Consider the following 16,740-nt stretch of genomic DNA (forward strand, 5'->3'; position numbering starts at 1 on the left):
GAACGCCTGGGGAGCAGGGAGTTCGACGGGGGCTCGCGAGGACCCGGGGACGGCCGGGATACGGCGGGCGGCGGGGCCGGCCCCGGGGGGCCTGCCCGGCGGAACGCGCCGGGCAGGGCCCCGAGTCCCGAGGAGGGCTCAGCGCTTGAGCGTGAAGGTGAAGTCGCCGGAGAGCTTGCCGCTCAGCCGGACGGCCGCGACGAGTTTCCCCTCCTCGTTCAGCCGCTCGACCTCGGCCCGTGTCAGGCCGCAGCCGTCGGCGATCAGACGCAGCGGCCGGACGGGGATCCGGGCCGCGAAGCGGACCGAGACGTCGATCACCTCGCGGTCCAGGTGATCCGTTCCACCGGTGTCCAGGCGCCAGGCACCGTCCCAGTCGAGCGCGATGCGGTTGCGGCGCTGCAGAACCGGATCCTGGAGCAACTCGGCTGCCAGAGCGAGGTCGTTGTCGTGCATCCGGTCGAGCAGTTCGGGACGCACGGAGCGCACGTTCACCCGCTCAAGGACCGTGATTTTCGCCGTGTCGCCGCACCCGGTGCAGAGCACGAGGAGCCAGGCGTCCAGGACCTTGTGGTGGGCGTTGACGCGGAACTTGCCGTTCGCGCGGAAGCGTCCGGACGCGCAGGTGTGGCAACGGCGGAGGACGAGCGGCAGGCAGGTGGGCATGACCACCCAGCTTTTGAGCACAGAAGTACACCGGTTTCAGTGAGAAAGTCCGCAGCAGGAAGCAGCGCGGCGCACAGGTGCGACGCGCGACCGATCAGCGCTTGGGAGGTCTCACAGGGTGTACAACGGCTGTCCTTCGTCCGACGGCTGGTTCGGCAGCACGGTAGGGGCGCCCGGCCACGGTGCGCCACTGGTTTTCGCCCGCCCGGCAGCCCACGGCCCCGGCGCTGTCCGCCTCGGCGGCCGGGACATCCGCCTCACTGGGCCAGGAGGACGCAGCCGAGCGCGATCAGCGCCGCCAGCTTCAGGGTCTCCAGGCCCACGTAGTACAGGTGCGCGCGGGAGCGGTGCAGTGCCGGGTCCTCGCCCGCGAGGACGGCGTCGGACCGGCGGTTCAGCGGAGGCCGTACGGCGACCAGTTGCACCAGCAGCAGGACCACCGCGGAGGCGGTGAGCCCTGAGGCGGCCGCAGTCGGGGAGGCCGTCGCCACGACCACGGCCACGACGACCGCGAACACCGCCTCGACGAGGTTGAGCGCCCGGAAGACCAGCCGGCCGATGCCGAGCCCGATCGGGATGGTCACGCCGGGCGCGCGGAACTTCAGCGGCGCCTCCAGGAACGAGATCGCCAGCACCATCCCCACCCAGACGAAGGTGACGGCTCCGGCCACGGCCGCCGAGGCGCTGTTCATCGCCGCGTGGTCTTCCTGTCCGAGGAGGTGCCGCGCCGCGGCGAGCGCCCGGGGCGCGAGGTGACGGACGACAAGTGGGCCAGGCACGCGCCGGGTTCGGCGAACGGCTCCAGGCCGGTGGCGGCGACGGGCGCCCGCAGCTCGTCCAACGCGCCCTGCATCAGGCCGAGATGCAGGGGGCAGACGATCCGGCCGTACTCCTCGGCGAGTTCGAGGAACGGGCAGTGGCGCAGCCGGATCCGGTCGGGAACGGCACCTGCGCCGACCTGCTGCGGGTCGAAGCCGAGGTCGTCGAGCATGGCGGTGAGCCGGCCGACCGCGTCCTCGGCGGTCGGCGGGCCGGACGGCGGCAGCTGCTCGACGAGGTAGCGGCCCCATGCGCGACCGGTCTCGGTGACGGCCGCCGCGGTCCCGGCGTCGATCCCGTCGTCGCCGGCGGCCCGGCCTCCCGCGTCCGCGGCGTCGTCCGTCCCGGCTTCGGCGCCGGAGCCGGTGCCGGGTCCGGCCGACGCGGCCAGCCGGCTGAGCAGCATCCGTGCGAGGAGGCGGTAGCTGCGCGCTCCCCCGCGGTCCATCCCGCGTCGTGCCGCGTAGACGGTGCGGGGCCGTCCCGGTCCCGAGGGGTCCTCCAGCGTCCGCTCGACGTGGCCGTCGGCGACGAGGGCGTCGAGGTGGAAGCGCACCGTGTTGGGGTGCACGGCGAGGCGTTCCGCGACGTCGTTGATGCCCTGCGGGTCGGCGGCCGCACGCAGCGCGTCCAGCACGGCGCGGCGGCGCGGGCTCAGCTCGGCGGCGCCCGGGTCCGGCACCTCGCGGCGCGCGCGGTCGGCGGCCGGTCCCGCGGTGGACGGTCCTGCGGCGGGCGGCCGGGGCGACGGCGCCCGGCCGGCGGATGTGGCCATGGTCCGCTCCTCACCTCCGGGGGAGTTTCTCCAAATACTACCTGTCATAATTGGGGGCATGAACCCGCCCTCCGAGATCCCCGGCGGAGCGACCGGAACCGGGCCCGCTCCGCTCCTGCTGTGCGACGTGCAGGCCCTGGCCGGTGGCGCACCCGCGTCCGCGGGCGCGCTGTGGAAGCTCGCCGAGTCCGGCCGCCATCTGGACGCCAACCTGGTCCACCTGCCGCCGGGCGAGAGCGTGGCGACCCACCGCGAGCCGGACCTCGACGTCCTCCTGCTGGTCGTCGCGGGCGGCGGCACCCTGGGCTCGCCGGTCGGCGTCCAGCCGCTCGGCGCGGGCGGCCTGGTGTGGCTCCCGCACGGCTCGACCCGGCGCATCGACGCGGGCCCCGGCGGCCTGTCCTACCTCACCGTCCACCGCCGGCGGCCCGGCATGCGGATCGGACGTCGCGCCGCGGACGCACCGCCGGCCGGGCCGCCGGGGACCTGAGACCGGACGCCACCCGGGCGGGGGCGCGAAGCGCGCCCCGGCCCGGACAGCGGGCTGCCGCCCGTGGGGCGCGGCGCACCCCACGGGCGGCAGGCCGGGCGTCACCGGGACCGGCTCCGGCCCCGGTCCCTGAGCGGGGCCCGGTGCGGCCGGTTCAGCCGCGGGTCCAGACCTGGCCGGCCCGCCCGTCGCAGGTCTGCAGCTCCGTCCCCGTGCCGTTGCCCGTCGCGTTGCCGGTGAGCCCCAGGCACAGACCGGACTGCACGCCACGGACCGTGCCGTCGCCGGGGAAGGTCCACTGCTGGTTCGTGCCGCCGTGGCAGTCCCAGATCTCCGCCTTGGTGCCGGGGCTGGTGCTGCCGCCGGTGGCGTCCAGGCACATGCCGCTGACGGTCAGCTCATTGCCGCCGGGCGCCGCCCACTGCTGGTTGGCGCCGCCGCTGCAGTCGTAGATGATCACCGGATTGCCCGCGGCGGTACTGGAGTTCGCGTCGTCCAGGCAGCGCCCGGAGGCGGTGTTGACGAGCGGCGCGGCGTTGCTCACGAAGCCGCGGGTGACGTGCGTGCCGCTGCCGACCTGCTGCGCCTGGTAGCCGGACTGGCCGACGCAGTCGCTGTACTCGTAGTTGGCGGTGCTGGTGCCGCTGAGCCCGCCCGCGTCGGTGCTGGTGGGTCCGCCGAACACCGCGTCGGAGCGGGGCATCGTCGCGCAGCTGGGGATCCCCAGGTAGTACTCCACGAACCCGCCTTGCGAGCCCTGGAGGTTGCCGCTGCCCGCGGGCACCGAGTAGGTGCCGATGTGCACCGAGGTGCCGGTCACCGTGTCCCGCGCGGTGCCGCTCCAGGTGTCGGTGCCGGTGCGGGCGACGGTCAGCGCGTACTGGTGGCCGTAGACGCCGTCGAACTCCACCGCGCAGCTGACGCCTGAGCCGCCGTCGGCGCCCGCGTGGCAGTTGGCGTCGCTGGTCGTGGTGCCGTCGCCGAAGACGGAGAAGACGCCGTGCAGCCGCTCGTGCCCGCCGCTGTTCTCGCGCGGTTGCAGACCGGTGTAGCCGGCGACGTTCTGCTGGAAGCTGAACTGCTGGGCGAAGTAGATCCCGTCCTGGTGGGCGGTTGCGGGGTTGACGGTGAGGGGGAAGGTGATGTTGGTGAGCCCGGAGGAGGGGACGTTCGGGATCGACCAGCCGATCGAGACGTTCCCGCCGCCGACCGACGCTTCGGCCTGCTGCGGGGCGACGGCGAGAAGTCCCGCGGCGGCGAGGGCGGTTGCGGCGATACGGAGGTGCCGGTGCTGTGACATGGGCGGTCCGTTCCGTGGGGGGGTGGGGGTGGTGGGGGTTGGCGCACGCGGGTCCTGAACGACCCGCAGGTGAAGGGGACTTGGCGGTTAGCCGATGGTCCAGTGCTGCAGCGCCGATCCGCTGTCGGCCTGCTGGGTCACCAGGGCGCCGTCGGCCGTGGAAGCGGTGGTGAGCAGCAGCCCGGACGTGGCGGAGGCCAGCGTGTAGCCGCCGTCGGGCCGCAAGGTGACCGTCCAGTGCTGGTTTCCGCCGCCGGTGCAGGTCCACTGGCTGACGGCGGCGCCGGCCGCGGTCGATCCGCCGTCGACGTCCGCGCAGAGCCCCGACTGCGCGTTGGCGAGCTGGTAGGTGCCGTCGGCCTGCTGGGTGAACGTCCAGGACTGGTTGCTGCCGCCGTTGGGGCCGTAGGTGATGAGCTGGGTGCCGGCGGTGGTGCTGTGCCCGGGATCGTCGAGCGCCTTGCCGGACGCGGTGAGGGTGTGGGTGCCGTTCAGGGATCCGCCGGTGGCGGTGCCCACGGGGGTGATGCCCAGGGTCTGTTCGGCGGCCGTGCGGCCGCCGCCGACGCCGCTGCCGCCGGTGTCGCTCCAGGCCCGGGTGGGCGTGGTCTCGGCGAGCCGGCCGGTGGCCGCGGACAGGCCGATCACCAGCCCGCTGTACCGGTTGACGAGCCGGTAGGTCCCGGTGGCGCTGCCGTCGGCGGGCGAGGTGCCGGGGAGGACGAACCACTGCTGCCCGACGGCGGGTCCACCGGTGCCGGCCGCTGTCGCGGTGGGCGCGGTGCCCCAGGCGCGGCCGGCGGTGGAGCCGGAGTCGACGCCCAGCAGCTGCCCGGTGGCGGCGTTGGCGATGCGGTAGGAGCCGTCGCCGTTCGCCGTGAACGTCCAGGCGTCCAGGCCGGTTCCGGCCGCCGCGGCCAGCGAGGTGGTGGCCGAACTGCCGGACTGCTGCGCGAGGACGCGCCCGTTGCCGGCGGCGATCCGGTACGTCTTCGCGGGGTCGAACAGTGCGGCCGCGGGTGCGGAGGAGTCGACCGTGACGTTGACGTACTCGGACGAGGAGCTGCCGGAGCAGCCGAACGAGCAGTACGAGCGGAAGGACTTGCCGACGATGGCGGAGCTGGTCCTGTTGGCGCTGTCGAGGAACCAGCGGTACCAGGAGGCGGTGTGGTAGCCGCCGGTGTCGCCGATCAGCGTCCACTTCTGGGTGGCGAGGTCGTCGGTGGCGTAGTACTGCTGCGGGGCGTTGCCGCTCTGGTCCACGGCCTGCGGCTCGCCGATGTACAGCCCGAGGTAGGCGTCGTAGGTGACGTCCATGACGAACAGCGGTGACGTGGGCGGCATCGTGCCGGCGGCGACCTGCTGGTCGGCGGTGCCCGCGTTGGCCGGGTCGTACTCCTTCGCGGTGGGCGTGTAGCCGGTGGTGCTGCTCGCGGTGACCGGGACGACGTTGCTCTCCCTGCCGCCGACACCGGGCTGCGACCAGGCGCCGCCGTACCACTTCTGCCAGGATCCGGTCGCCATCTTCGACGACAGCGGGGCGCGGGCCACGTGCTCGTAGAACGCCTTCCAGCCGCCGTTCTTGTCCACCACGCGCGAGCCGTAATAGACGTAGAAGTAGCCGGAGGCGGTGTCGACGAACAGCCGCTGGTCGCCGTCACCGTAGGAGTAGGTCTGGTTCGGGAAGGCCGCGGAGTCGCCGCGCTTCGTGCTGAACGGGGACGTGATCGCGTGCCCCTTGATGGTCCAGTCCCTGCCCTGGTCGGTCGACACGGCGTAGTCGATGGCGTCGTAGTGGACGCCGTCGCCGAACGGCTGCGGGGTGAACTCGTTGTGCACCAGCCCGTACCAGTTGCCGGTGTCGGGATCGACCCAGACACCCGCCAGGTCGCAGAAGTTGCGCTGGGAGTAGCCGGATCCGGCCGGTGCCGCCGTCGCTTCCAGACCGGTGGGGCTGTTGTTGCAGAACGCGGTGGTGTCGGCATTGGTCCCCGCGTTGCTGATCGCGCCGGAGCGGGTGGCCGAGTCGAAGGTGCTGCCGCTGTAGAAGCTCCACTGGCGGCTGTCGCTCGCGCCGTACAGGGAGTGGGACTGCTGGTAGTAGAAGGTGCCGTCCTTGTCGGTGTAGACGTTGGCCGGCGTGTCGTCGGGGTGGGACCAGGTGCCCTTCGCGCCGACGGTGACGGCGTAGGCGGGGGTGCCGGCGGTGGCGGCCGGAGCCGCCGCGGGGACGGCCACCGCCGAAGCGGTGGCGGCCGGTACGGCGCCCGCGAGGGCGAGCACCGCTGCCGCGACGGTGCCGATGAGCCTTGCCCGAGGAACTGCCACGGATGACTCCTAGCGACCATGGGGGGAATGAGGTCGTCGGAACTATGGCAGACGATGTTATCGATGCCAATAGGTCGGTGAAGGAGGGTGCGGGCCACACCCGGCCCAAACACGGGCGAGAGCACCACCCGGCACGTCGTGCGCGCGCCCGGCGATCGCCCGGTGGGCCTGCTTTGGCATCGATAACATGCCTGGTGGGCAGGGCGGTTCTCCAGCGCGGGCCCGGCGGGACCGGATGACAGCTCGACCAGGGGTCTGGCACGCTTCCGGCGTGGATCACTTCACCGACCTCCGGGAGCACCGCCGATGCCGACCCTGCCCGTCCACATCGACGACGCCGTGCTGGCCGGGACCCTCTCCGAGGGCATGGAGGTGGTCGAGGAGCGGCTGCTGAAGTCCGTCGAGTCCGGCAAGGACCTGCTGGACACCGCGGCCCGGCATCTGGTCGGCGCGGGCGGCAAGCGCCTGCGGCCGTTCATGGTGCTGCTGGCCGCGGAGTTCGGCGGCGGGCGCAACCCGCAGGTCGTGTCGGCGGCCGTGGCCACCGAGTTGACCCACATCGGCACGCTGTACCACGACGACGTGATGGACGGTGCGGCGACGCGGCGCGGGGTGCCGAGCGCGCACTCGGTGTGGGGCTCGCGGGTGGCCGTGCAGACCGGCAACTTCCTCTTCGCCCGGGCCAGTCAGCTGCTGTCGGGGCTGGGCGAGCCGGCGATCCGGATCCACGCGGAGACGTTCGGGGCCCTGGTCGACGGGCAGTCGGCGGAGGTGTGCGGCCCGGAGTCGCCGACCGATGCGCTCGGCCACCATCTGCGGGTGCTCAACGGCAAGACGGCGTCGCTGTTCTCGGCGTCGGGCAAGCTGGGGAGCCTGCTGTCCGGGGCGCCGCCGGAGGTCACCGAGTGCGTCGGCCGCGCCTGCGTGGCGTGGGGGCTGGCCTTCCAGCTCTCCGACGACGTCAGGGACGTGACCAACGAGGAGGTCGTGTCCGGCAAGGAACCCGGCACGGACCTGCGCGAGGGCGTCGCCACCCTGCCGGGGATGTTCGCCCTGCAGTCGGCCCGGCCCGGCGACGGCCGGCTCGTCGAACTGCTCACGGCCGGTGAGCTGACCGACCCCGAACTGCTCGCGGAGGCACTGGAACTGCTGCGCAAGCACCCGGCCATCGACATGGCGCGGGCCGAGGTGCGCAAGTGGTCGGACGTGGCGAGGTACGAGATACGGGCGCTGCCCGAGGTGCCGGCCCGCACGGCCTTCGAGTCGCTCTGCGACTACGTGGTGGAGCTGACGCTCTGAGACGGTCGCGGGCCGTACGGGTTCGTGCGGTGCGGGTTCACGCGGTGCGGGTTCACGCGGTGCGGGTTCACGCGGTGCGGTGCGGGACTCCGGGCGCGCGGGGCGCGCGTGCGCGGTGCGCGCCCGGAGCCGTGTGCTCAGGCGGTGCTGCAGGAGACCGTGGGCCAGGTCCAGGTGCCGTTGGTCTGGACCGTCACGCCCCAGTTGTTGCCGTTGCCGTTCGGCTTGGCCACCAGCACCTGGGCACTGGGCCAGTTGGCGCTGATGTTCCACGTCGCGATGATCTTCTCGGGCGACGGGACGTTCATCGTCACGGTCCAGTTGCTCGAACCCGACACCGAGACGTTCAGGTTGTACCGGTCGCTCCACGACTGGCCGGCCGACAGCGTCGCGGTGCAGCCGCCACCACCGCCACCGCCCGTGGTGCCGCCGGTCGTACCCCCAGTGGTGCCGCCGGTGGTGCCGCCCGTCGTACTGCCGCCGTCGGTGGGGGCGACGGCGCGGCCGGTCTGCGGGGAGATCATGCCGGCGCACAGGCCCTTGCCCGCCAGCGTCTGGGCGATCCGCGGGATCGCGGCCAGCGTGTTCGCCGGCCACTCGTGCATCAGGATGATCTGCCCGTTGGTCAGCCGGGAGTTGGCCTGCACGATCGCGTCGGTGCTGGCGCCGTTCCAGTCCTGAGAGTCGACGTCCCAGATGATCTCGGTCAGCCCGTACTTGGCCTCGACGGACTTCAGCGTCGCGTTGGTCTCACCGTAGGGCGGCCGGAACAGCTTCGGCGTGCCGCCGCCCGCGGTGGCGATGGCCTGCTGGGTCTGGCCGAGTTCGGAGTCGATCTGGGACTGGCTCTCCTGGATGAGGTGCGGATGGGTGTAGCTGTGGTTGCCGACCCACATGCCGGCCGCGATCTCGGCCCGGACCTGGGCCGGGTAGGAGGCCGCGTACTGGCCCTCGTTGAACATCGTGGCCCGCAGGCCGTTCTGCTTGAGGGCGTTGAGCACGGCCGGGGTGTGGTCGTTGGAGGGGCCGTCGTCGAACGTGAGCCCGACGTAGCCGTTGCACCCGGCGGCGTGCGCGGTGGTGCCGTTCGCGCCGAAGGCGAGCGCACCGGCCACCGTGAGCGCGGCGACGGCGAGTCCCGTCGCCAGGGAGTGTAGGGGCCGAATCATCGGCAGTCCTCTGCTTCTTTGAGTCGTGGGGGGATACGGGGCTCAGCCTGCGCTGCAGGAGACCGTGGGCCAGGTCCAGGTGCCGTTGGTCTGGATGGTCACGCCCCAGTTGTTGCCGTTGCCGTTCGGCTTGGCCACCAGCACCTGGGCGCTCGGCCAGTTGGCGCTGATGTTCCACGTCGCGATGATCTTCTCGGGCGACGGGACGTTCATCGTCACGGTCCAGTTGCTCGAACCCGACACCGAGACGTTGAGGTTGTACCGGTCGCTCCACTGCTCGCCCGCGGACAGGGCCGCGGTGCAACTGCCGCTACCGCCACCGCCGGTGGTGCCACCGGTCGTACCCCCGGTCGTGCCGCCGGTGGTGCCGCCGGTGGTGCCGCCCGTCGTGCCGCCGCCGCTGCCGCCCAGCGTGATGTTCGAGTTGCCGCTGCTCTGGTAGCCCTCGGTCGCCAGGATCTGGTAGTTGAACGAGCCCAGGTTCATGCCGTGGCCGGCCCAGGCGTCGAAGTGGTTGCCGGTGGTGATGGAGCCGCCGGTGCGCTTGGACTGGCGGACGCTCCAGTACTGGTTGAAGGTCGCGGTGCCGATGATGGAGGGCGCGTTGACGCGCTGCGTCTCGTAGATGTCGTAGGTGCCGCCGTCACTGGTGACGGTGCCCTTGTACGTGCCCGTCGGCTTGTAGGTGCCGTAGTTGTCGACGATGTAGTACTCGACCAGCGGGTTGGTGGTCCACCCGTAGAGCGACAGGTACGCGTTGCCCGACGGGTTGAAGCTGCCGGAGTAGTTCACCGTCTGGCGGCTGCCGGTGCTCCAGCCCTTGCCGGCGACGAAGTTGCCGACGTTGCTCCACGAGGTGCTGTAACTGCCGCCGGAGCCCAGGGACATGGACGACGAGCCGTTGCCGTCGCTCCAGAACGAGTAGAAGTAGCCGTTGTTGGTGCCGGTCTGGTTCGACGAGATGACCGTGTCGGCGTTGGCGGTCCCCGGCAGGATCATCGCGGCCACGGCGACCAGGGCGGCCGCGCAGACGGTGCTGAGCAGCAGCCGCAGGCGGCCGGCTCTGCGGCCGCCGCGGGGGGTGAGGGTGTCGTTCATGTGCGCGCTTCCTCCTCGTGAGGCGGGTGGGGGGCAGGCGTCATGACCCGGCGGTGCGCGGCTGTCGGTGGGCACTGGGGCGACGGCGACCGCGTTCCGGCTCGGGCAAGGCGCCGATGCGACCGGTCGCCGTGCGCCCGGCGACCGGCCGACGGGTCACCGTGGGGCGTGGTGACCCGCAGTCGACAGGGGTTGAGGTCTGCCGACGGCGCCCAGTGTTGATCTGCGCCCGACCGCTGTCAACAGTTTCGGCAACACTGGCGAAACGATCGCCGCGCCCCGTGCGCGCACTAATTCGGCATTACTCCAGCTCAGTTGGGCAGATGAACCGGTCAACCCGCCCCACATTCGGGGGTGGTCCGGCCGCTCGACCGGCAGTCGGCCGAGAGGGAACGAAACTTTCGGGAAGACTTGACGCCGTCTCAGACGTCCCAGGACCGCCCCAGCCCGAGCAGCCGCTCCCGGTACTCCACGACCCGCACCCACTCCTGCGGCCACGCGTCCGCACCGTGGTGCGCCCCGGCGAACGCCCCCGCCAGCGCGGCGACGGAGTCGGAGTCCCCCGAGGAGTAGGCGGCCCGCCGCACCACGGCCTCCGGGTCGCCGGACAGCATCAGGAAGCAGTACAGGCCGGTGGCCAGCGCTTCCTCGGCCACCCACCCCGCCCCGGTGGCCAGGCACGGATCGGCCTCGGGATCGGGCGCCGCCAGCGCCGCCTCCAGCCGGTCGAGCACGGCCAGGCACTCGTCCCACCCGCGCGCGGCGAAGGCCGCCGCGTCCCGGTCGGGCGCCCGCTCGGCCAGATCCCCCAGCCAGTCGGCCCGGTACGTCTCCCGCCCGGCCCGCGCGCACGCCCGCAGCTCACCGACCAGCTCCGCCGGTGGCAGGCCCCCGGCGAGCAGGTGCACGGCTTCCGCCGTCAGGTCCGCGGCCGCCAGCGCGGTCGGATGCCCGTGGGTCAGCGCCGCCTGCAACTGCGCGGCACCGGACCGCTGCCCGGCGTCCAGCCCCGGCACCAGGCCGAGCGGCGCGACGCGCATGTTCGCCCCGCACCCCTTGGACCCGATCTCGCTCGCGTCCTGCCACCGCCCGCCGCGGCTCAGCGCCTCGCAGGCCCGCAGGCAGGTCCCGCCGGGCGCGCGGTTGTTCTCCGGCGAGAAGCACCACTCGACGAACCGCCGCCGCACCGGCGGCAGCATCCGCCGCGCCGTCAGCGCGCCCGCGTCCAGCGCCTCGGCGAGCCCCTCCCCCAGCGCCAGCGTCATCTGCGTGTCGTCGGTGACGTAGGCCCGTCCTGCCGAGAGCGGCAGCGGCATGGTGCGCCAGGGACCGTACGTCGCCGCGATCCGGGCCATGTCGTTGAACTCCGTCGGGAAACCCATGGCGTCACCGAACGCCAGCCCCAGCAACGCGCCCGTCGCCGCCCTCTTCATGCCGCCCCCTCGTTCCGCCGCCTCGGCCGGACCACAGGTCTACCGCATGGACCTCCGGCGGGGAGCGCGGGAGAGGTGTGATGAGGTGGGGGCATGAGCGAGATCATCATCAGGCCGGCGGTCGCCGGCGACGTGGCCGCCATCGTGGCGCTGCTGGCCGACGACGAGCTGGGACGCCTGCGGGAGTCGCCGGAGGACCTGGGGCCCTACGAGGCGGCGTTCGCCGAGATCGACGGCGACCCGCAGCACGTGCTGGTGGTGGCCGAGGCAGCGGGCGCGGTGATCGGCACCGCCCAACTGACGTATCTGCCGGGCCTGTCCCACAAGGGGGCGACCCGCGCGCAGATCGAGGCGGTGCGGATCGGCAGTGCGGCCCGCGGGACGGGGCTCGGCAGCACGCTCATCCAGTGGTGCGTGGACCGGGCGCGCGAGCGGGGCTGCGCCCTGGTCCAGCTGACGTCGGACGCCACCCGGGCCGACGCCCACCGCTTCTACGAGCGGCTCGGCTTCCGGCCCACCCACGTCGGCTTCAAGCTCGCCCTCGACCCGCCCCGCTGACGGAACCGGCCGGCGGGCGCCGGGCCGGCGGGGTCAGGTCGTCCTGATCCGGCCCCGGGCGTCGACCCGGCTCGTGCCGTGGTTCCCGACCATGTTCTTGCAGCGCCCGCCGTCGGTGTAGTGGACCACCAGCTCGCCCGTGCTGGTGAGCACCCGCTGCCCAGCGGCGTTGTCCAGCGCCACGCGGATGCGGTAGGTGCCCGCGTCCAGGTGGCCCATCTCCCGCACCGCCTGCGTGGCGGTGACCGCCACCCGGCGGTCGGCCGCGAATGCCTCGTCGCACGGGCTCCCGCCGTCCAGGACGCACACCCCCATGCTCGCGGCCTTGCCCGGATGCGCCATCACGTAGGGCAAGGCGTCCACCGTGATCGTCGGAATCCCGCGGTACGCCGGGCACGCCCCGCCCGAGTCGAGGGCCCCGCACCCGGCCAGCATCCCGGCCCCGACCACCCCCACCGCCGCGACGACCGCCGCCCGGTGCCTTCCCCATGTCCTCGTCCCGCCCATGCCGCTTGGACGGAACGGGCGTTGCCCCGGTTCCCCGCGGGCGGCCGCGGATCGCGGCCTGTGCCCTGCGGGTCCCGCCGCCCTCCGTGCGCTGCCGGCTCACCCCTCCTGGCGGATCACCGCGGCGCCCCCCGCGGGGAGGATGAGGCCGTCGGGAGGGACGTCGTGGCCGGTCAGGAGGTCGTGGCCGCCCGGGAGGGCGGACGGTGGGAGGTGGACGGGCTCGGCGGTGTGGTTGAGGAGGAACAGCCAGCTGCGCGCGGTGCCGTCGGCCGCCCGGCGCCGGACGGCCTCGACGCCCGGCCCGTCGCCGCCTACCGTCCGGGCCTGCGGCGCCAGTTCGGGCCGCACCCCGGCCTCGTCGGTGAGGCGGCCGAGCAGCGCCCGGTACGCGTCGTCGTCGAGCTGGGTGGAGACGTACCAGGCGGTGCCCGCGCCGTGGGCGTGGCGGGTGACGGCGGGCTGCCCGGCGAGCATCCCCTCGGTGTAGGCGGCGACGGTCTCGGCGGCGGAACCGCCGTCGCCACCGGCGGGCACGCCGAGCCGCACCGACTCGCTCCACGCCGTCCCGGTGGAGCCGTCGGAGAGCCGTGCCCGCGCCCCGGCCGCGAGCGGCCGCAGCTCCTCCACCCGGATGCCCAGGGCCTCGCGCAGGGGTGCGGCGGGGTAGCCGCCGAGCCGCGCCTGGTGGTGCTCGTCCACGACGCCGCTGAAGCACTGGACGAGCAGCGTCCCGCCCGCCTCCACGTAGCGCCGCAGCGACTCGGCGGTTTCGTCGGACAGCAGGTACAGCGCGGGAGCGACGACCAGCGCGTACCGGGACAGGTCGGGGTCGCGCGGGTGCGCGAAGTCGGTGGTGACGCCGGCCTCCCACAGGGTGCGGTGGGCGCGCCGCAGGGTGCCCAGGTAGTCGGGCTCCGGCGAGGGCCGGCCCTGGGTGTCCTTCGCCCACCAGGCGTCCGCGTCGTGCAGGACGGCGGCCCCGGCGTGCACCCGGGAGCCGGCGACCTCCGCGAGCCGGGCGACGGCCGCTCCGGTCGCGGCGACCTCGCGGAAGATCCGCGAGTCCGGGCCGGCGTGCGGCACCATCGCCGAGTGCCACAGCTCGGCGCCGGCCTTGGACTGCCGCCACTGGAAGAACAGCGCGCCCTCGGACCCGCGGGCGATGTGGCCGAGGGTGTGCCGCAGCATCTCCCCGGGTTCCTTGGGCAGCGTGCGGTCGCCCGTGTAGACCGTGCTGGTGCCCTGCTCGACGAGCAGCCACGGCTTGCCGCCGCCGAAGGAGCGGGCGCGGTCCGCGCCGAACGCGGTGTCGGCGGCGGCGCCGGTGCCCGGAGTGTCGGGGTAGTGGTCGACGCCGACGAAGTCGACCTCGCGGCCGAACGCCCACAGGTCCAGGGTCTGGTACCCGGGCAGCATGAGGTTGGTGGTGATCGGACGCTCGGGCCCGGCCGCGGCACGGATCGCGTCGCGCTGCTCGCGGTAGGCGGCCAGCGCCTCGTCGGACCAGAACCTGCGGTAGTCCAGGGTGAGCCCGGGGTTGCGGTGCCACTGGGTGGCGCGCGGCGGCTGGATCTCCTCCCAGGTTGCGTAGCGCTGGCTCCAGAAGGCCGTCCCCCAGGCGGCGTTGACGGCGTCGAGCGTGCCGTGGCGGGCCCGCAGCCAGCGGCGGAACGCGGCGGCGGCGTGGTCGCACCAGCACACCGTGGCGTACTCGTTGTGGACGTGCCACATGGCCACCGCGGGGTGGCCGGCGTAGCGCTCGGCCAGGGCCGCGGCGAGGGCCCGGGCCGCCCGGCGGTAGGCGGGGGCGGCCAGGCAGTACGTGTCGCGGCTGCCATGGGTCAGCCGCACGCCGTCCGCCGTGACGGGCATCGCGTCGGGGTGGGCGAGGGTGAACCAGGGCGGCGGGGAGGCGGTCGGGGTGGCCAGGTCGACGGCGACTCCCTGCGCGTGCAGCCGGTCCAGTTGGGCGTCCAGCCACCCGAACGCGTAGTGGCCCTCGGCGGGTTCGAGCAGCGCCCAGGAGAACACCCCAACCGTCGCGAGGTTGACCCGCGCGCGGCGCATCAGTTCGTCGTCCTCGCGCCAGACGGCCTCGTCCCACTGCTCGGGGTTGTAGTCGCCGCCGAAGGCCAGCCGGCCGCCGAGGTGCCGGACGAGGCGGGCGGTCACGCCGTCCCCCGTGGTGCGATGGGCAGGACGGCCCCGTCGCGCAGGAACAGCGGGATCCGCTCCAGCGGCGCGGCCACCCGCACCACCGCACCGCCGGTGTGGCCCTGTCCGGTCCACGCGTCGGTCCACTCGGCGCCGGCCGGCAGGTACACCTCGCGCTCGCGGGCGCCGGCCTCCGTCACGGGGGCGACCAGCAGGTCGGGGCCGAGCAGGAACGAGGTCCCGCCCTCGGTCCAACTGCCCGGATCCTGCGGGAAGTCCACGAACAGCGGGCGCATCGGCGGCAGTCCGGTGCCGGCCGCCTCGCGCATCTGCTCCATGACGTACGGGCGCAGCCGCTCCCGCAGGTGCAGGTAGTCCCGCAGGATCGGGTACGCCTCCTCGCCGTACGACCAGACCTCGTTGGGCAGGCCGGTCATGGCCGGTTCGAGTTTCTGCTCGGGGCCGCGGAAGCCGTGCAGGCGGAACAGCGGGCAGAACGCGCCGTACTGGAACCAGCGGACGAGCAGTTCCCGGTAGGCGGGGTCGTCCGGGTCGCCGCCGTGGAAGCCGCCGATGTCGGTGGTCCACCAGGGGATGCCGGAGAGCATGACGTTGAGCCCGGCCTTGATCTGGGCGCGCAGCGAGGCGAACGTGGTGGCGATGTCGCCGGACCACAGGGCCGCGCCGTACCGCTGCGCGCCGGCCCAGGTGGAGCGGTTGAGGGAGACGACCTCCGTCTCCCCCTCGGCCCGCAGTCCCTCCCAGACCATCCGCGCGTTCTCCCGCGGGTACAGGTTGCCGACCTCGAGGCCGGGACCCTCGTGGTAGCGGAGGTTGGCGGGGTGGCCGGGCTTGAGCTCCGGCTCGCAGGCGTCCAGCCAGAAGGTCGTGATGCCGTGCCGGTGGTAGTGGTCCCTGAGCCGGTCCCAGACGAAGGCGCGCCCCTCGGGATGGGTCGCGTCATAGAAGGCGACCTGGGCGGAGTACGCGGCCAGGCCCTTGTCGGGCCAGTCGGCGTGGGCGATCGGGCCGTGTTCGGTGCCGATCAGCAGGCCGTGGTCGGCCATCGTGGCGTAGTTCTCGCTGAGCGGGCTCACCGACGGCCACACCGAGACCATCAACCGGACGCCCATGGAGGCGAGTTCGTCGACCATGGCCTGCGGGTCGGGCCATTCCGCCGGGTCGAACCGCCACTCACCCAGGTGCGTCCAGTGGAAGAAGTCGCAGACGATGACGTCGAGCGGCAGACCGCGCCGCTTGTACTCCCGGGCGACGCCGAGGAGTTCGTCCTGGGTGCGGTAGCGCAGCTTGCACTGCCAGAAGCCTGCTGCCCACTCGGGGAGCACCGGCGGGTGGCCGGTGGCGTCGGCGTAGCGGCGCAGGATGCCGGCGGGCTCTCCCGCGGTCACCCAGTAGTCGATCTGGCGGGCGCTGTCGGCGACCCAGCGGGTGCCGGTCTCGGCGAGCTCGACCCGGCCGATCGCCGGGGAGTTCCACAGCAGGCCGTAGCCGCGGCTGGAGAGCAGGAACGGGATGGTGACCTCGGCGTTGCGCTGCACCAGGTCGATGACCGCGCCCTTCTGGTCGAGCAGGCCGTGGGTGTGCTGGCCGAGCCCGTACATCCGCTCCCCGTCGTAGGCGCGGAAGCGCTGCTCCAGGCGGTGGTAGCCGTTGCCGGTGGAGGTGGCGAGCCGGGCGCCGGGCCACCAGAAGTGGTGCGGCTCCTCGGCGAGCAGCTCGCTTCCGTCGTCGGTCCGCAGGAACGTCACCTGTCCCGCGGACGGCAGCAGTTCGGGGACGGTTTTGCCCTCGGTGCGGGCGTCGATCCGCACCGTCAGCGCGCCGTTGACGAGGGTGGCGGTGTGCTCGCCGATGGTGATGACGGGCTTGTCCCCCGTGGCCGCGGCCTCGGGCAGCAGCGCCCCGGGCAGGTCGTGCAGCAGCGGGCCGCCGGGCGTCGCGCGGACGCGCACGGCGTCGGGGCCCCACGCCTCGACGCGCAGGGTCTCGCCCTTGGCGCGCCACTCCAGGGCGTGGCCGAGGTCGTGGAAGAACGTGGCCATGTGTCAGGACTCCAAAGGGGGTGCGGAGAACGGGCGTTGGAGTGCGGGGGGATGGGGCGGGCGAGGTGGGCGGCCGGC

General features: G+C 73.4%; 14 protein-coding genes. 3 read left to right on the forward strand and 11 right to left on the reverse strand.

Features of this window, described 5'->3' with window-relative positions; all coding sequences use genetic code 11:
• Window positions 1-138: 138 nt before the first annotated feature.
• The 3 genes from ACH4TG_RS23505 to ACH4TG_RS23515 all read right to left on the reverse strand — a co-directional run bounded on the left by ACH4TG_RS23505 (window position 139) and on the right by ACH4TG_RS23515 (window position 2,260).
• On the reverse strand, window positions 139-666 hold the full coding sequence (locus ACH4TG_RS23505) for a DUF1062 domain-containing protein (protein ID WP_398244415.1): 528 nt from the start codon (window positions 664-666) through the stop codon (window positions 139-141).
• Window positions 667-923: 257 nt separating this feature from the next.
• The gene (locus ACH4TG_RS23510; RefSeq protein WP_398244416.1) at window positions 924-1,358 is read right to left on the reverse strand and encodes a hypothetical protein; all 435 of its coding nucleotides are present in this window, start codon (window positions 1,356-1,358) and stop codon (window positions 924-926) included.
• The gene (locus ACH4TG_RS23515; protein ID WP_398244418.1) at window positions 1,355-2,260 is read right to left on the reverse strand and encodes a helix-turn-helix transcriptional regulator; all 906 of its coding nucleotides are present in this window, start codon (window positions 2,258-2,260) and stop codon (window positions 1,355-1,357) included. The genes ACH4TG_RS23510 and ACH4TG_RS23515 overlap by 4 nt, the downstream gene beginning before the upstream one ends.
• 58 nt (window positions 2,261-2,318) lie before the next feature.
• Between ACH4TG_RS23515 and ACH4TG_RS23520 the strand changes: the two genes are divergently transcribed.
• A complete protein-coding gene (locus tag ACH4TG_RS23520; protein ID WP_398244419.1) occupies window positions 2,319-2,750 on the forward strand; it encodes a cupin domain-containing protein in 432 nt (143 codons plus the stop codon).
• A 154-nt stretch (window positions 2,751-2,904) separates the two neighbouring features.
• Here the strand turns inward: ACH4TG_RS23520 and ACH4TG_RS23525 are convergent, their stop codons facing one another.
• Entirely contained in the window at window positions 2,905-4,050 is a 1,146-nt protein-coding gene (locus tag ACH4TG_RS23525; RefSeq protein WP_398244420.1) for an RICIN domain-containing protein, read from the reverse strand.
• An 87-nt stretch (window positions 4,051-4,137) separates the two neighbouring features.
• Complete coding sequence (locus ACH4TG_RS23530; protein WP_398244421.1) at window positions 4,138-6,378, reverse strand: RICIN domain-containing protein; 2,241 nt, start codon at window positions 6,376-6,378, stop codon at window positions 4,138-4,140.
• 306 nt (window positions 6,379-6,684) lie between these two features.
• Here ACH4TG_RS23530 and ACH4TG_RS23535 point away from each other — a divergent pair, with 306 nt between their 5' ends.
• On the forward strand, window positions 6,685-7,677 hold the full coding sequence (locus ACH4TG_RS23535) for a polyprenyl synthetase family protein (protein ID WP_398244422.1): 993 nt from the start codon (window positions 6,685-6,687) through the stop codon (window positions 7,675-7,677).
• Window positions 7,678-7,814: 137 nt separating this feature from the next.
• On the opposite strand, the gene ACH4TG_RS23540 is transcribed toward ACH4TG_RS23535, so the two are convergent.
• The 3 genes from ACH4TG_RS23540 to ACH4TG_RS23550 all read right to left on the reverse strand — a co-directional run bounded on the left by ACH4TG_RS23540 (window position 7,815) and on the right by ACH4TG_RS23550 (window position 11,377).
• A complete protein-coding gene (locus ACH4TG_RS23540) occupies window positions 7,815-8,846 on the reverse strand; it encodes a polysaccharide deacetylase family protein (RefSeq protein ID WP_398244423.1) in 1,032 nt (343 codons plus the stop codon).
• A 42-nt stretch (window positions 8,847-8,888) separates the two neighbouring features.
• Window positions 8,889-9,944, reverse strand: coding sequence for a glycoside hydrolase family 11 protein (locus ACH4TG_RS23545; protein ID WP_398244424.1), 1,056 nt, complete (start codon window positions 9,942-9,944; stop codon window positions 8,889-8,891).
• A gap of 422 nt (window positions 9,945-10,366) precedes the next feature.
• The gene (locus ACH4TG_RS23550) at window positions 10,367-11,377 is read right to left on the reverse strand and encodes an ADP-ribosylglycohydrolase family protein (RefSeq protein ID WP_398244425.1); all 1,011 of its coding nucleotides are present in this window, start codon (window positions 11,375-11,377) and stop codon (window positions 10,367-10,369) included.
• 93 nt (window positions 11,378-11,470) lie between these two features.
• On the opposite strand from ACH4TG_RS23550, the gene ACH4TG_RS23555 reads away from it, so the two are divergent.
• Window positions 11,471-11,935, forward strand: coding sequence for a GNAT family N-acetyltransferase (locus ACH4TG_RS23555; RefSeq protein WP_398244426.1), 465 nt, complete (start codon window positions 11,471-11,473; stop codon window positions 11,933-11,935).
• 33 nt (window positions 11,936-11,968) lie between these two features.
• On the opposite strand, the gene ACH4TG_RS23560 is transcribed toward ACH4TG_RS23555, so the two are convergent.
• From ACH4TG_RS23560 to ACH4TG_RS23570, 3 genes are all read right to left on the reverse strand, one after another.
• The gene (locus ACH4TG_RS23560; protein ID WP_398244427.1) at window positions 11,969-12,298 is read right to left on the reverse strand and encodes a hypothetical protein; all 330 of its coding nucleotides are present in this window, start codon (window positions 12,296-12,298) and stop codon (window positions 11,969-11,971) included.
• Between the two features lie 243 nt (window positions 12,299-12,541).
• Window positions 12,542-14,617 (reverse strand): beta-galactosidase, encoded by a 2,076-nt coding sequence (locus ACH4TG_RS23565; RefSeq protein WP_398244428.1) that lies wholly within the window; start codon window positions 14,615-14,617, stop codon window positions 12,542-12,544.
• Window positions 14,614-16,662, reverse strand: a complete 2,049-nt coding sequence (locus tag ACH4TG_RS23570) for a TIM-barrel domain-containing protein (RefSeq protein ID WP_398244429.1) — start codon at window positions 16,660-16,662, stop codon at window positions 14,614-14,616. Before ACH4TG_RS23570 ends, ACH4TG_RS23565 begins: the two co-directional genes overlap by 4 nt.
• Window positions 16,663-16,740: the final 78 nt, after the last annotated feature.

Origin of the sequence: Streptomyces sp. NPDC020917 (assembly GCF_044333795.1) — a bacterium.
In the GTDB taxonomy this organism is placed as follows: Bacteria; Actinomycetota; Actinomycetes; order Streptomycetales; family Streptomycetaceae; genus Actinacidiphila.